17 protein-coding genes are annotated in these 14,867 nt (G+C 63.1%); 9 read left to right on the top strand and 8 right to left on the bottom strand.

Going from position 1 to position 14,867, the window contains the following annotated elements; all coding sequences use genetic code 11:
* The first annotated feature begins 16 nt into the window (after positions 1–16).
* The 3 genes from HDIA_RS04670 to HDIA_RS04660 all read left to right on the top strand — a co-directional run bounded on the left by HDIA_RS04670 (position 17) and on the right by HDIA_RS04660 (position 3,324).
* The gene (locus HDIA_RS04670; RefSeq protein WP_099554823.1) at positions 17–301 is read left to right on the top strand and encodes a GIY-YIG nuclease family protein; all 285 of its coding nucleotides are present in this window, start codon (positions 17–19) and stop codon (positions 299–301) included.
* Positions 302–634: 333 nt separating this feature from the next.
* Entirely contained in the window at positions 635–2,026 is a 1,392-nt protein-coding gene (locus tag HDIA_RS04665) for an aspartate aminotransferase family protein (RefSeq protein WP_099554821.1), read from the top strand.
* A gap of 14 nt (positions 2,027–2,040) precedes the next feature.
* A complete protein-coding gene (locus tag HDIA_RS04660) occupies positions 2,041–3,324 on the top strand; it encodes an NAD(P)/FAD-dependent oxidoreductase (RefSeq protein WP_099558706.1) in 1,284 nt (427 codons plus the stop codon).
* Positions 3,325–3,343: 19 nt separating this feature from the next.
* Here the strand turns inward: HDIA_RS04660 and HDIA_RS04655 are convergent, their stop codons facing one another.
* Together HDIA_RS04655 and HDIA_RS25155 are read right to left on the bottom strand one after the other, a co-directional pair.
* Complete coding sequence (locus tag HDIA_RS04655; RefSeq protein ID WP_099554819.1) at positions 3,344–3,916, bottom strand: BLUF domain-containing protein; 573 nt, start codon at positions 3,914–3,916, stop codon at positions 3,344–3,346.
* Between the two features lie 48 nt (positions 3,917–3,964).
* Positions 3,965–4,435 (bottom strand): BLUF domain-containing protein, encoded by a 471-nt coding sequence (locus tag HDIA_RS25155; protein WP_157775303.1) that lies wholly within the window; start codon positions 4,433–4,435, stop codon positions 3,965–3,967.
* Between the two features lie 295 nt (positions 4,436–4,730).
* Between HDIA_RS25155 and HDIA_RS04645 the strand changes: the two genes are divergently transcribed.
* Both HDIA_RS04645 and HDIA_RS04640 read left to right on the top strand, forming a co-directional pair.
* Positions 4,731–5,309: an NUDIX domain-containing protein gene (locus tag HDIA_RS04645; RefSeq protein ID WP_157775301.1), complete on the top strand. Its 579-nt coding sequence runs from the start codon at positions 4,731–4,733 to the stop codon at positions 5,307–5,309.
* 186 nt (positions 5,310–5,495) lie between these two features.
* Entirely contained in the window at positions 5,496–5,654 is a 159-nt protein-coding gene (locus HDIA_RS04640) for a DUF3563 family protein (protein ID WP_099554815.1), read from the top strand.
* Between the two features lie 616 nt (positions 5,655–6,270).
* On the opposite strand, the gene HDIA_RS04635 is transcribed toward HDIA_RS04640, so the two are convergent.
* From HDIA_RS04635 to HDIA_RS04620, 4 genes are all read right to left on the bottom strand, one after another.
* Positions 6,271–7,077, bottom strand: a complete 807-nt coding sequence (locus HDIA_RS04635) for an ABC transporter permease (protein ID WP_099554812.1) — start codon at positions 7,075–7,077, stop codon at positions 6,271–6,273.
* Positions 7,074–7,862, bottom strand: a complete 789-nt coding sequence (locus tag HDIA_RS04630) for an ABC transporter ATP-binding protein (RefSeq protein ID WP_099554810.1) — start codon at positions 7,860–7,862, stop codon at positions 7,074–7,076. Before HDIA_RS04630 ends, HDIA_RS04635 begins: the two co-directional genes overlap by 4 nt.
* A 34-nt stretch (positions 7,863–7,896) precedes the next feature.
* Positions 7,897–8,121 carry a hypothetical protein gene (locus tag HDIA_RS04625; protein ID WP_099554808.1) on the bottom strand — a complete coding sequence of 75 codons (225 nt, stop codon included), beginning with the start codon at positions 8,119–8,121 and terminating at the stop codon, positions 7,897–7,899.
* Between the two features lie 211 nt (positions 8,122–8,332).
* The gene (locus HDIA_RS04620; protein WP_245884162.1) at positions 8,333–8,842 is read right to left on the bottom strand and encodes a DUF3280 domain-containing protein; all 510 of its coding nucleotides are present in this window, start codon (positions 8,840–8,842) and stop codon (positions 8,333–8,335) included.
* 113 nt (positions 8,843–8,955) lie between these two features.
* Here HDIA_RS04620 and HDIA_RS04615 point away from each other — a divergent pair, with 113 nt between their 5' ends.
* From HDIA_RS04615 to HDIA_RS04600, 4 genes are all read left to right on the top strand, one after another.
* Entirely contained in the window at positions 8,956–10,284 is a 1,329-nt protein-coding gene (locus HDIA_RS04615) for an ABC transporter substrate-binding protein (RefSeq protein WP_099554806.1), read from the top strand.
* 95 nt (positions 10,285–10,379) lie between these two features.
* Positions 10,380–11,348 carry a YVTN family beta-propeller repeat protein gene (locus HDIA_RS04610; protein WP_099554804.1) on the top strand — a complete coding sequence of 323 codons (969 nt, stop codon included), beginning with the start codon at positions 10,380–10,382 and terminating at the stop codon, positions 11,346–11,348.
* A 66-nt stretch (positions 11,349–11,414) separates the two neighbouring features.
* Positions 11,415–11,852: a cupredoxin domain-containing protein gene (locus HDIA_RS04605; RefSeq protein WP_099554802.1), complete on the top strand. Its 438-nt coding sequence runs from the start codon at positions 11,415–11,417 to the stop codon at positions 11,850–11,852.
* A 65-nt stretch (positions 11,853–11,917) separates the two neighbouring features.
* Entirely contained in the window at positions 11,918–12,541 is a 624-nt protein-coding gene (locus tag HDIA_RS04600; protein ID WP_099554800.1) for a hypothetical protein, read from the top strand.
* Between the two features lie 136 nt (positions 12,542–12,677).
* On the opposite strand, the gene HDIA_RS04595 is transcribed toward HDIA_RS04600, so the two are convergent.
* Positions 12,678–12,872, bottom strand: a complete 195-nt coding sequence (locus tag HDIA_RS04595) for a hypothetical protein (RefSeq protein ID WP_099554799.1) — start codon at positions 12,870–12,872, stop codon at positions 12,678–12,680.
* A gap of 63 nt (positions 12,873–12,935) precedes the next feature.
* On the bottom strand, positions 12,936–14,762 hold the full coding sequence (glmS, locus tag HDIA_RS04590) for a glutamine--fructose-6-phosphate transaminase (isomerizing) (protein ID WP_099554796.1): 1,827 nt from the start codon (positions 14,760–14,762) through the stop codon (positions 12,936–12,938).
* Positions 14,763–14,867: the final 105 nt, after the last annotated feature.

The raw sequence follows: 14,867 nt of genomic DNA, 5'->3' as shown, positions 1-14,867 counted from the left end.
CGTCGATTGGGTGCCAATGTCGAGAACCTATTGGGTCTACATTCTGGCTAATCGAAAGGACGGGACTCTCTATGTGGGGCTGACAAGCGACCTGCAAAGACGAGTCGATCAACACAGGAGCAGAGCTGTCGACGGATTCACCAAGCGTTACGGTGTCGACCGCCTCGTCCACTTTGAAGCGTTCGGCGAAGTTGCCGATGCCATCGCCAGAGAAAAGCAACTGAAGAGATGGAATCGATCTTGGAAGATCAGGCTCATCGAGGCGGGAAATCCGGAATGGAAACAATTGGATCCATGGTAGCACCGCGTCGCAGTCGGCTGGATCCCCTTCCCCTCGGCGCTGCCGCGCCTCGGCCGGGGATGACACCAGTCCGCAGGGCAGATGTCGGGAAGCTGCCCTCACGCGACCTTTGCTACTCAGATGGCCGGTCAGCTTGGCCTGGGCCGTCCTTCTCGTTCCGTGTCATCCCCGGCCGAGGCGCGGCAGCGCCGAGGGGAAGGGGATCCAGCAATATGATCAAACTCGCTGCCGATCAGCCACGGACACTGTTCTTTCATTCATGTGCCCTTTGACAACGAAGATCAGACCCTCTGCCCTTTGCCTTTGAGAGCATACAACTCGGGACACGCCACGATGAACGTCTCCAACACCTACCCCACCGGCCCGCTGCAGGCGCTGGATGCGGCGCATCACATGCACCCCTTCTCCGACATGAAGGCGCTCAATGCCGAGGGCTCGCGCATCATCGTCAAGGGCAAGGGCTGCTGGCTGGAAGACAGCAACGGCAAGCGCATCCTCGACGGCATGGCAGGGCTGTGGTGCGTGAACATTGGCCATGGCCGGCCCGAGATCGCCGAGGCCGTGCAGGCACAGATGGCCGAGCTCTCCTACTACAACACCTTTTTCAAGACGACCCACCCGCCGGTGATCGAGCTGTCGCGCATGCTCGCCGAACTGGCGCCGCCGTCATTCAACCACGTGTTCTTCACGGGCTCGGGCTCGGAGTCCAACGACACCATGCTGCGCATGGTGCGCACCTACTGGAAGACGCTGGAGAAACCGGAAAAATTCGTCGTCATCGCGCGCAAGAACGCCTATCACGGCTCGACCATGGCTGGCGCCAGCCTTGGCGGCATGGCGCCGATGCATGCGCAGGGCGGGCTGCCGATCCCCGGCATCCACCATATTGCCCAGCCCTACTGGTTTGACGAGGGCGGCGAGCTCTCGCCGGAGGAGTTCGGCCTTCAGACCGCGCGCGCCCTGGAACAGGCGATCGACGAGATCGGCGAGGACAATGTGGCGGCCTTCATCGCCGAGCCGGTGCAGGGCGCCGGCGGCGTCATCGTTCCGCCCGCGACCTACTGGCCGGAAATCCAGCGCATCTGCAAGGAGCGCAACATCCTGCTCGTCGCCGACGAGGTGATCACCGGCTTCGGGCGCCTCGGGCGCTGGTTTGGGTCCGAGTATTTCGGCATCGAGCCGGACCTGATGCCGATCGCCAAGGGGCTCTCCTCCGGCTATCTGCCGATCGGCGGCGTGATGGTGGGCGACAGGGTCGCCGATGTCATCATCAACCAGACCGGCGATTTCAACCATGGCTTCACCTATTCGGGCCACCCGGTCGCCTGCGCGGCGGCGATCGCCAACCTCAAGATCCTGCGCGACGAGAAGATCATCGAACGCGTCGCCAACGATACCGGCCCCTATCTCCAGAAGAAGTGGGCCCTGCTCGCCAACCATCCGCTGGTCGGCGAGGCGCGCATGGTCGGCATGATGGGCGCACTGGAGCTGGTGCCGGCCAAACCGGAGCGTCGCCGCTTTGCGGGCGAGGCCGGCAAGATCGGCACGATCTGCCGCGATTTCTCGTTCAAGAACGGGCTCATCATGCGCGCGGTTCGCGACAGCATGATCCTCTCGCCGCCGCTGGTCATCAGCCACGAGGAAATCGACGAGTTGATCCGGCTCGCCACCAAGACCCTCGACGACACCCACGAGGAACTCCTGCGTCAGGGCCTGATGGGCTGACGACGATGGGACTGATGCCTGAGTTCGGGGGCGCGGATCACGCGCCCTCCTGGTACGCCGCATCTGCCGGCGCCATCCCCTCGCATCCGCCGCTTATCGGCGACGTTGCGGCTGATGTCGCGATCATCGGCGGCGGATTTGCCGGTCTCGGCGCGGCGCTGCGGCTTGCCGAGCGCGGGCGCAAGGTCGTCCTTCTGGAAGCCAACAAGATCGGCTGGGGCGCATCCGGCCGCAACGGCGGCCAGATTCACCCCGGCCAGCGCCGCGATCCGGACTGGATGGCGGAACGGCTCGGCGAGGACGCCGCGCGCGAACTCTTGCGCCTTGCCGACTTTGCCCGCGAGCACCAGCGCGAGTTGATCGCCCGGCATGACATCGACTGCGACCTTTGCGACGGCCTGATCGAGGCGGTGCACCGCAAGCGAGATCTCGACCACGTCTATCGCCACGGGGAGCATCTCACCAAGAAATGGGGCCTTGGTCCCTATCAGCCGCTCGATGCCGCGCAGATTGCTGCAAAGCTTGGAACCGATGCCTATTTCGGCGGTCTCGTCGACCCGACCGGCGGGCATCTTCATCCGCTGAAATATGCCCTCGGCCTCGCGCGCGCCGCCGTCCAGGCTGGCGCCATCCTGCATGAACAGAGCCGCGTTCTCAGCATCGATCATGGCGACAAGGTCCGCCTGAAGACGAAGGGCGGCTCGGTCACGGCCGATCTGCTGCTGATGGCCGGAAACGGTTACCTCAACAGCCTCGATGCCGATCTGGAATCGCGCATCCTGCCGCTCAACAATTTTGTCCTCGCGACGGAACCTCTGCCCGAGGGCTTGGACCTCATCCCCGGCAACGAGGCGGCGGCCGACACGCGCAATGTCGTCTACTACTGGCGAATGACGCCCGACCGCCGGCTGCTCTTCGGCGGCGGCGAAACCTTCGGCACGACGTTTCCTGCCGATATCAAGGCCTTCGTGCGCCGGCACATGCTGAAGATCTATCCGCAGCTGAAGGAGACCGGCATCACCCATGCCTGGGGCGGAACGCTGGGGATCACGGTCAACCGCCTGCCCTATCTGGCGCGCCCGAAGCCGAATGTCTTCGTCACGGCGGGTTTCTCGGGCCAGGGGGTGATGATGGCGCCCTTCGCCGGGCATCTTGCCGCCGAGGCGATGGCGGGGCTTTCGGAGGGCTTCGATGCTTTCTCGCGCCTGCCCTGCCCGCCGTTTCCGGGCGGCAAGCTCCTGCGTTTGCCGACACAGGTCGCGGCAATGACCTTCTTTGCGCTCCTGGACCGCCTGTAGGCGGACCGCTTGCGGCCCGTCAGCTGCCCCAGCCGACGACCGATGCGAGGGTCGGCTGCTTGGGGGGCGGGACGTTGGCCTTGATGTGGATGACTTCCTGCGGCTCGGTCGAAGCCGGCTGAGGGGGAGCCGGATGGGGTGAACCACCCTTGTTGCGCAGGATGAAGGGGCTCTTGACGGTCATCATGTCAGCGATGAGGTCTTCGATGCTGGTGGCGCTCATGCGCGTCGGATCGAGGCCGGCGGTCACGCCGTGTTTCAGGTAGATCGCGTCGAGCTTCTCGGTATGGCCCGCATATCCCACGGTCCAGCCGGGAAAGCGGCGCACTGAGATCGGTGCCGCCTTCACCAGGACGACGTCGCGGCTGCGCTCATCCTTGATAATGTTCAATACGCTGCGGGTGAGCATGCTCCGCTCGCCCTCCATCACCTGGACGAAATGGCGGTCGTTGAAGATGAGCGCGCCGGAAAGACCCGAGGCCAGCGTGTTCCGGCTGCACGTGACCAGAATGTTCTTGATATGGTCAGCCGAACTGATGTTCGAGTTCTTGACAGCGTTTTCGCTGTAGAAGGTGAACCGTGTCAGGTACATGAACCACAGGCCTCCTTCGCCTCGCTGGGCATTTCGTCGTTCCTTCCCTCACGCCGTTGCCGGGCTTGCGGCCATCGCATGATGGTGCACGCCGTGGCCGCCGAGCATCACCAGCTCCTGCACCAGGCCGGTCAGGCTTTCCGGGCCCATGCGGCCCGGATCGAAGCCGATGGCGATGCCGTATTTGAGATAGAGCGTCTCCATTTCCTCCGAATGACCGACATAGCCCATGGACCAGTCGTCGAAGGACCGTCCGCGGATGCTGTCCGCGCTCATGATCACCATGTCCTCCTGACGCGGGTCCGCGGCAATGCGCCAGAGCAACCTGGACACATTGTGCCGGTCCCCCTCGATGACCTGGGCGAAGTACTGCTCGTTGAAGACGAGGGCGCCCGTCAGTCCGGCGGCGGGATTGTTGCGTGCGCCGGCCGCCAAAATCGATTTGATTTCGGCGCTGACCGGGAGGCCGAGTTTCTTAATCGCATTGCGGCTATAGTAGACGCATCGATAGAGATACATCGTCACCTCCCAAGCCTTGGTGCTCCTTGCGCGAAGAGTTCCCGTGCGGCAACTAGACTGCAAAGAACACACGCATTTATTGATGGATATTACGCGTGCAATCGTGAACAAAACATTTCCCGCGATAATGACACTTTTAATGAAATGCCGAATTTCACTTCGGCGTAAGTAATATAACTCAGTATAAAATCGTTCTTTGGCATAACAATAGACACCCCAAACTGACCTGCTACCTTGGCCATCCCCTTCCCGATACGGCGGTTTCATGTCCCGATCTCCCAATGACAGCACACATTTGACTGACGTCAGCATTGCTTCCAGCAGAAGGATCCATTCCGGCTGGAATCGTCTCGACGTTCTCCAGTTGCAATATTCGGCCGACGGCGAGCAGCGGCACATCACCCGGGAGGTCCTCGACCATGGCCACGCGGCGGCCGTGCTCGTCTACGACACCACGCGGCGCACCACCGTCCTCGTCCGGCAGCTGCGCGCCGGCAAGTTCTTCGCCGAGGGACAGGGTGTGCTGATCGAGGTGCCGGCCGGCCTCATCGATGCCGGCGAAACGCCGGAAGACGCGGCCCGGCGCGAGGTCGGCGAGGAAGTCGGGCTCAAGGCCGGCCATCTGGACTTCGTGGTCGCCGCCTATTCTTCGGCCAGCAGCCTGACCGAGCGCATCTGGCTTTACCTGTGCGAGGTGACGATCGATCCGGACGCCGGCATCGCCTCAGGCGCCCTCGACCACGATGAAGACCTCGAAATCGTCGAAATGCGCCTTCGCGATCTTGGCGACCATGCCGACGCCGGCGAGATTACCGACATGAAGACGCTGATCCTTGTCGAGGCGCTCAGGCGCCGGAGGCCGGAACTCTTCTGACCCGCCCCGCACGGGGTTCATCGAAGCTCGCGCGTCAGAGACTGATTGATATTCCGTAAACGCAATGCGGAAATAGTGCGGTATGCAATTTTCGCTGTTTTGCATTGCAACATTGACGCTACCGGATCGGGTCCGACGCGCTTATCTTTGCCCTGTCGATGAATGATGAAACAAGGGAATGAGAAAATGTTCGGACCGATCAAGAAGTTGCGCAAAGCCGTGCACGACTTCCGGACCTACGACCCGGAAATGGCCTATATCAGCCAAGCCACCGACATGGTCGACCTGGAACGCCGCCAGCGCGAAGTCGACGCCGGCAAGTTCCGCCAGAAGTACTACTATTGATGCAGGCCTCTGCCGCCATCGGCGGGGCAATGCACATGCGGCCATCGAAAACAGCAACGGCACCGACGATCCTCTGATCCGGTGCCGTTTTTCTTGTCTGGCGCTGACGAACTGCATCTCGCCGGACGGCGAACCTCGCGCCCGACCTTGCCTGTCCGCCGGCTTGCCCAACGCCGGTCCAACCGGACCGACGCGAGCCCGGCGACCCTATACGCTCACATAAAACACAAGCAGCGCGACGGCGGCCCAGACGAGGCAACAGAACGTTGCCGCCGACAGTCTGTAGGCGAGGACCGAAAACCATCCGTTCGAGAAAGGAATGGGGGATTCAGGCCCGGGCGGCATGGAAAATTGCCGGCCAAGGCGGACGTTCGCAAAGAGGCCCAAGGTGCTTCCTCCTCTGGATGCGCAGGAGCCTCCTTTCCGGCTGGTCTTCTGGCCTGCGCTGACCCGTCATTCTTTATTTTGTTCCAGCGTTTTGCTGGTTAACCATATTAACAGATCGAGACGACGCAGAAACAGCAATCCCATCGCTGCGACGATTGAGCCTTTCAGGATCAAACGTGCAACGAACTTTGCAGTCTAAAGAACAACCGGTGCAATTTTGTGGCAGACGTCAGCTTCCGCCGGCCTTGCGGGCGGTGAATCCGCGCGTCGGGTTGTAACCCCAGATGGCGCCGGCCAGGAAGACCAGCAGGGCCCCGAGAACAATGGCCAGCGCCAGCGGATCCACCTTGGCATATAGGCCGAAACGCAAGGCCTCGACCGCATAGGTGAAGGGATTGGCCGAACAGATCTGCCAGACGACGTAGCTCGATTCCCGCATGCGCCAGAGCGGATAGAGGGCCGACGACAGAAAGAAGGTCGGGAAGATGACGAAGTTCATCACTCCGGCAAAATTCTCAAGCTGCTTGATGGTCGACGACAGGAACATGCCGAGCGCCCCGAGCATGAGCCCGGTGAGGATCATCACCGGCAGCACCGAAACATAGCCCCAGAAGGGGAACTTGGTGCCGAAGAGCGCCGAAACCGCCAGGAAGGCATAGACCTGGATCACCGAGACGGCCGTGCCGGCGAAGAGTTTCGCGACCAGCAGGAACCAGCGCGGCAAGGGGGTCGTCAGCAGCACGCGCATCGATCCCATCTCACGATCGTAGACCATGGAGAGCGAGGACTGCATGCCGTTGAAGAGCTGGATCATCGCGATCAGCCCGGGGATGATGTAGACGTCGTAGGTGATATACGTCTGATAGGGCGGCTGGATCGCGATGCCGAGCACGGCGCGAAAGCCGGCGGCAAAGACGAGAAGCCAGACGAGCGGCCGCACGAGGGCGGAAAAGAAGCGCTCGCGCTGCTGCAGGAAGCGCAGGATTTCCCTCAGCACGATGCCGACGAAGGCGCGGAGATAGACGATCCAGCTCATGGGGCGTCTCCCGCCGGGATCTCGTTGGCCGGCGGCCGGCCGGTCAGCCTGGCGAAGGCGCCATCGAGGTCGGCGGCACCGGAGCGGGCGATGACGTCCGACGTCCGGCCCTTGTCGACCACCCTGCCCTGATGCAGCACGACGAGATCGTCGTCGGATCGAATTTCATCGATCAGATGCGTCGCCCAGAGCAGCGCGATGCCGCGTTCGCGGGCAAGCTGATGAACATACTCGACGATCGCCTTGCGGCTCGGCACATCGAGGCCCACCGTCGGCTCGTCGAGCAGCACCACCTGAGGATCATGCAGCAGCGCGCGGGCGATCTCGACACGGCGGCGATGACCGCCGTTCAGGTTGCGCACCTTTTCCTTCGCCCGGTCGGCCATGTCGAAGCGCGTCAATTCCTCCTCGATGCGCCGGTTGGCATCGCGCATCGACATGCCGCGCAGGCGCGCGAAATAGCGAAGGTTCTGCCGGACGCTGAGATCGAGATCGAGGGTCGTCTGCTGGAAGACGACGCCGAGCGGGCTGAGCGCCGAGGCGCCATGGTCGTGCAGGCTCTTTCCGGCGATGGAGATCGAGCCCTCGCGGGTATCGAAGAGGCGCGTGATCAGCGAAAAAAGGGTCGATTTTCCCGCGCCATTCGGACCGAGCAAGGCGGTGAAGCGGCCGGAGCGAACCGTGAAGCTGACGTTGTCGAGCGCCTTGCGCGCGCCATACGCATAGGACAGCCCGGTGATGTCCAGCGCTATCCCGTCGGCCTCTTCGAGCGCCGTATCCACCATGCCGTGGCTCTTTCCGCGTTGGATGACCTGTCGATCAGGACTGCTTCTGCGGCTGGTCCTCGTTGCCTTCGGGGTAGGCGCAACCCCATTTGGCCAGCTTCAGCTCCGGATGCTCCCCCATATACTGGGCAATATAGAATTGCGCATCGAAGACGCACTGCTTGATCGGTTCAACGGACTGGTACTGCAGCCGGTGCTCGAAGCAGTTCGAGGGATTGGCAAGCATGCAGACGGTGAGCACGATATCGATCGGATTCATTGCGCAACTTTCCTCCTGTGGAACGGGCCCGGCCTTGACGGCTCTCACTCGGCTCCGAACTTGATGCATGGTCCGGAGCGGCTGCCAGCCGCTCCGGAACGTCGTCCATCTATAGGCGAGGCAGGCGCCTCTGCGACCTAAATTTTTTGTAACTTCGGATTTGCCGTCAATCGCATGTAGGCTCCCGGACATTCAACCGAATGGCCGCGCGTCACTTTGCGGGCAGAACGTGAAGTCGATTGCGTGCCAGCCACTTGATGCCGTGCTGCCAGCTCTCGTCGGTGTTGCCGCGGATATCGGTGCCGGCAACCTCGACGAGTTTTCCGGTCTCGGTGGAACGGATGTAGAGCGTGAAGGAGAGGATCAGGTTCGAGACCTTCTGGACCACGCCGGTCATGGACAAGTCGGCGCCCGCCTCACCGGCGATCCTGGTGTCGCAGCCACCGCAGGACTGAAGATTGTTCTGGCGACCGGCCGCGCGAAGTTCAGGGGTATCGACCACTTCGAAGCCCGGATTGGCCCGGTAATAGTCCCGCAGCATGTCCCCCATCATGGTGAGCCGGTTGTTTTCGGCATCGGTGGTCTTTTCCAGGCTGGTGTTCAGCAACTCGATATCGAAGATGGCGATTTTCTGGGGTTCGGCCGCCTCGACGGCCGTGGGCAGAAGAAGTGACAGAAACAGAAGGCCGGCAACGGCCCTCGACAACAGGACATGACGCAAGGCGAGACCTCCGCTTGGGTTCTTGGTGCCGGGCCTGACCTGGAGACCGGAACCATCGCGGGTAGCGGCAGCGGCGGTCAAACGTCAGACGACACGACAGGGAGGATAGGGCAATGCGAGCCTGTGACCAGCAGCAACAGACGGCGGCAACGACGAATTCCGGCGCGGAGGCGCCCGAGCGCGTCAACACGCCGCAAGGCGGGGCGCGTCCACACCGCCGCGGACGGCGCCTGCTTGCGGCATTGCTGTCCGCCTCGCTGCTGGGACAGGCGCTGCCGGCCGGCGCCCAGGCTTTGATGCCGGGCATGGACGAAGCGCACCCCGGCTTCCAGCAGATCAAGATCGGCTATGTCCAGTGGGGCAAGAAGAAGATCACGCTCTCCCTGTCGCAAAACCCGCCGGACGACCTCGGCGTTGCCGGGGCGCTCTCCGGCATCAAGGACAACAACACCACCGGCTCGTTCACCAAGCAGCAGTTTTCGCTGACGGTCGACAAGGTGGAGGACACCGACGGCGCGCTTGCCTCGCTGAAGGCCCTGCACGACGCGGGGGTCGGCTTCATCGTCACGGATGTCCCCGCCGATACGCTGCTCGCCATGGCCGACAGCGACGCCGGCAAGGCCTCGACGATCTTCAATGTCGAGGCCAAGGACGAGCGCCTGCGCGAGGATGACTGCCGGGCCAATGTCGTTCACGTCCAGCCGAGCTATTCGATGCTGGCCGACGCACTCGCCCAGTATCTGATCGTGAAGAAGTGGCCGCGCTGGTTCCTTCTGACGGGCGCCCTGCCCGAGGACCAGCTGTTTGCCGATGCGCTCAAGCGCGCCGCGACCCGCTTCGGCGGCCAGATCGTCGAGGAGCGCCATTTCGACGAGACGGATACCGCCCGGCGGACGGATTCGGGCCATGTGCAGGTCGTCAAGCAGATGGCCGTCTTCACCCAGAATGCCCCGGACTACGACATTGCGCTCGCCGCCGACGAAAGCGAGATCTTCGGATCCTACGTGCCTTACCGCACCTGGGATCCGCGCCCTGTCGCCGGCTCCGCCGGTCTCATTCCGACGGTCTGGACGCCCAATCACGAGCAATGGGCCGGCTACCAGATGCAGGGGCGCTTCTACGATCTCAACCACCGCCTGATGTTCTCGCGCGACGCCAACGCGTGGACGGCCGTGCGCATGGTGGGCGACTCCGCCCTCAAGGCAAAGTCCGACGACACGCAGAAGATCAAAACGGAGCTCTTCTCCGACGGCTTCTCCATCGCCGCCTTCAAGGGCCAAAAATTAACGATCCGTAAGTGGAATCATCAGCTTCGCCAACCTATCCTGCTGGCGGACGGATACACGGTGGTCTCCGTGTCGCCGCAGGAAGGCTTCCTGCATCCCACCTCGCTGCTCGACACGATGGGATATGACGAACCGGAAAGCACCTGCAAATTCTGACCGGACGGACCTCATTCCGGAACCGGTGCAACAAGAACAGACGAAGCCGCACCCGCAGCACCTGCGAGGTCGGCGACTTTGGGAGGGAGACATTCATGCTGAGGATGCGCAGCGCGCTTCTGGCGACGACAATCTTTGCCTTCGCCAGCCCGGCCTTCGCCTATACGGTCTATGTCTCGAACGAGAAGGACAACACCGTTTCCGTCATCGATTCCGACACTTGGGAAGTCACGGACACGATCAAGGTGGGCCAGCGCCCACGCGGCGTCACCGTCTCGCCCGACGGCAAGGAACTCTATGTCGCCTGCGGTGACGACGACACCGTGCAGGTCTACGACACCGCCACCAACAAGATGATCCACACGCTGCCGTCGGGGCCCGACCCGGAGCTCTTCACCCTCGACCCGTCCGGCAACCCGATGTACATCGCCAACGAGGACGACAACCTCGTGACCGTGGTCGACGTCAAGGCGCGCCAGCCGATCACCGAAATCCCCGTCGGCGTCGAGCCGGAAGGCATGGGCATCAGCCCGGACGGCAAGGTCGTGGTCAACACGTCCGAAACGACCAGCATGGCGCATTTCATCAACACCGAGACGCACGAGATCTTCGCCAACGTGCTGGTGGACACGCGCCCGCGCGTTGCGATCTTCAAGGACGACAATTCGGAAGTCTGGGTGTCGTCGGAAGTCGGCGGCACGGTCGCGGTGATCGATGCGGCGACGCAGGAGATCAAGAAGACCTTCTCCTTCCAGATCGACGGCGTGCGCTCCGAGGCGATCCAGCCGGTCGGCATCCGCATGACGCATGACGGCAAGAAGGCCTACATCGCCCTCGGCCCGGCCAACCGGGTCGCGGTCGTCAACGGCGAGACCTACGAGGTGGAGAAATACCTGCTCGTCGGCCAGCGGGTCTGGCAGCTCGCCTTCACGCCCGACCAGAAATACATCATCAGCACGAATGGCGTTTCCAACGACGTCTCGATCATCGATGTCGCCAGCGACGAGGTAATCAAGTCCGTCGGGGTCGGCAGCTATCCGTGGGGCGTCGTCGTCAAGCCCTGAACCGGGCTCTGCCGCAGCGGCCTGCCGTTGCGGCAACACAGACCAAAAAGAACAACAGGGACGATCATGCGCCTTTGCGAGCACCCTGCCCTTCTTGCCGCCGCGCTCGGCGTCCTTCTCGCCGCAAGCCCTGCGCTTGCGGCCGGGGACCTCGCCATCAAGGCGACGAAACTGGAGCCGCTGGAGATCGGCGGCGGCGATGCCGGCTACGGGGTCTCCAACGACACCTATGAACTGGAAATGGGCAAGTCCTACCGGCTCGAGATCAAGCAGGTCGGACCGCACGGCTGCGAATGGGATGCAGCCGAGTTTTCGCGTAACATCTGGCTGCGCAAGATCGATGTCGGGCATGTGTCGATCGACACCCCGACCTTCGAGAGCTTCGATCTCGACGAGGATACCGACATCGAGATCACCTTCGTGCCGATCCGTACGGGTGAGTTCAGCTGGGAATGCGAGGGTCTTGACGAACAGGGCATGGAAGGCACCTTTGTCGTCAAGTGAACGACCGACGCCGGCGCCGGCGTGATGCCGGGCGGGCCAACACGAGAAGAAACGGACAAGAGGGTATGATCAGGAAACGCCATCTTGCAGCGCTGCTCGCGGGAAGCCTGGCCCTCGGCGCCGCAACGCCGGCTTCGGCCTTCGGCGATCCGGAGGACCCGAACTGGCCCTGCCAGCAGCGGAAGGTTCCCGAACTCTCGCTGGGCGCAATCTGGACCGGCCCCGACATCGAGCCCTTCGAGGCGACATGGCGCGAGGACAAGAACATCAACGATCTGGTGCCGCTGATCGCGGCGCGGCGCACGACGCTCGACGAAGTCCAGTCGGCGATCGACGACTTCGCCAAGGGTGCGGACAAGGAGCGGCTGATGAAGCTCTTCGCCGGGGTTTTCGTGACGCTCGATTCAGAGCGGACGGAGGTGATGCGCGGCATCGACCGGTTTGCCAAGAAGCAGAAGCAGATGGCGGCCGACCTGCGCCAGCAGACCCGGGAAATCGACAAGCTGCGCGATGCGCCCGGTGCCGACCAGACCAAGATCAACCAGGCCTATGACGACCTCAACCTGAAGACGCGCGTCTTCGGCGACCGGCAGCATTCGCTGACCTTCGTCTGCGAGGTGCCGGTGATCATCGAGAAGCGCGCCTATTCGATCGGCCGAATCATCTCGGAGAAATTGCAGAAGGACTGACGATCGTGCCTCCGGGGTAGGAGGAGCCTTCGGGCTCTTGCACGAACTTGACGGCCCGGACAAGCAACAGCTTTCCGGGCCGCTCTTTGCCTGCTGCAACGAGCTGGACGCGCGGCTTGCCGCTGCGTCCTCGCCACTATGAACGGTTGATGGCTTCGGTCGAGGGCGCGGAAAGGCCCTTGGCGGGGACATGTCCGTCGGAGAAGGTCCGGCGCGTGCGTCGCATGCGATTGATCAGACCGGCGACGAAGCCCTTCGGCTCGGCGGCCAGAGGACGCGACACGATGATGGGTCCCGGTGCTTCCGGCGCCCATTTGTGGCTCTTACGCATGACTCACTCCCACTCGTCCGGAACAATACACTCATCCGGAGCGACCACCTTGTGGGGGAGCGGTTACTCGACCGTTACGGACTTCGCCAGATTTCGAGGCTGGTCCACGTCGGTGCCCATGAAGACGGCCGTATGGTAAGCAAGGAGTTGAATTGGCAAGGCATAGACCAGCGGCGTCACCGTCGCCGGCATGCTGGGCATCACGATCGTCTCCGCCGCGTCCACCGTCGCAGCCTCGGCACCCTTCGCGTCGGTGATCAGGATGATGCGCCCGCCGCGCGCGGCGACTTCCTGCATGTTGGAGACCGTCTTGTCGAAGATCTGGTCGTGCGGGGCGATGACGATGACCGGCATCGTCTCATCAATCAGGGCGATCGGACCGTGCTTCAGCTCGCCGGCGGCATAACCCTCCGCGTGGATATAGGAAATCTCCTTGAGCTTCAGTGCGCCCTCGAGCGCCAGCGGATAGGAGGTGCCGCGCCCGAGATAGAGGGCATCGGGGGCCTTGGCGAGGGTCTTTGCCAGCGCCTCGATCTGCGGCTCGACACGCAGGGCCGCCGCCATCAGGCGCGGAACCTCGGCCAGGGCGTGGACAAGCGTCTTCTCGTCGTCCGGCGACAGGACACCGCGCGCGCGGCCCGCCGCGAGGGCGAGGCAGGCGAGGACCGTCAGCTGGCAGGTGAAGGCCTTGGTGGAGGCAACGCCGATCTCCGGTCCGGCCACCGTCGGAAAGACCACGTGGCTTTCGCGCGCGATCGTCGATTCCGGAACGTTGACCACGGACGCCACCGTCTGGCCTTCCCCCTTGCAGTAACGAAGGGCGGCGAGCGTGTCGGCCGTCTCGCCCGACTGTGAAATCATGATCGCCAGCCCGCCCTTGTCGAGCGGCATCTCGCGGTAGCGGAACTCCGAGGCGATATCGATGTCTACCGGCAGGCGGGCGTAACGCTCGAACCAGTATTTGGCGACGAGGCCGGCGAGATAGGCGGTGCCGCAGGCGCAGATCACCACGCGCGACAGCTTCGTCCAGTCGAAGGGAAGATCTTCGGGAAGTTTCGTCGTCTCGCCGGTAAAGTCGATATAGCGGGCCAGCGTGTGGCCGACGACCTCGGGTTGCTCGTGAATTTCCTTGGCCATGAAATGGCGATGGTTGCCCTTGTCGACCATCAGGGCGGAGGCCTGGCTCAACTGCTGAGGCCGATGAATGACCTGGCCGGCCTCGTCGCGGATCGTGGCGTCGTCGTGGGAGAGAACGACCCAGTCGCCGTCCTCCAGATAGGTGACGCGGTTGGTGAAGGGCGCGAGCGCGATGGCGTCGGAGCCGAGGAACATCTCGCCATCGCCATGGCCGACGGCGAGCGGCGAGCCGCGCCGGGCGCCGATGAGCAGATTATCGTGGCCCCTGAAGAGGATCGCGAGGGAAAAGGCGCCTTCCAGGCGCGGCAGGACACGCTCGACAGCGGTGACGGGATCGCGCCCTAACTGGAGTTCGCGATCGATGAGATGAACGACCACCTCCGTGTCGGTCTCGCTCTGGAAGCGGGCGCCAGAGGCCACAAGTTCCTCACGAAGAGGGCGAAAATTCTCGATGATGCCGTTGTGGACGACGGCGACGCGGTCGGTCGCGTGCGGATGGGCGTTGCCTTCGGTTGCCGCGCCGTGGGTGGCCCAACGCGTATGGCCGATGCCGACGGTGCCCTTGAGGGAGGTCTTCTCCAGCTTGTCGGCAAGCGCGGCCAGCCGTCCCTCGGCCCGCACCCTGCAGATCTCGTCGCCTTCCAGCGTTGCGACACCGGCCGAATCATAGCCGCGATATTCGAGCCGCTTCAGCGAGCCGACGAGGCGCGATGCGGCCGCTTCCGTTCCGACGATTCCGACAATGCCGCACATGCGCCGTCACACTCCTTCTTTCACCCGCCGATTTTTGCCCCGGGAGGCACAAACGACAGGATTCTTATTCCGACCAGGTAAAGCCGGCATGAACAGTCGCGCGAC

It is taken from the genome of Hartmannibacter diazotrophicus (assembly GCF_900231165.1).
Lineage (GTDB): Bacteria > Pseudomonadota > Alphaproteobacteria > Rhizobiales > Pleomorphomonadaceae > Hartmannibacter > Hartmannibacter diazotrophicus.
This window is presented reverse-complemented; position numbering and strand designations above follow the sequence as displayed.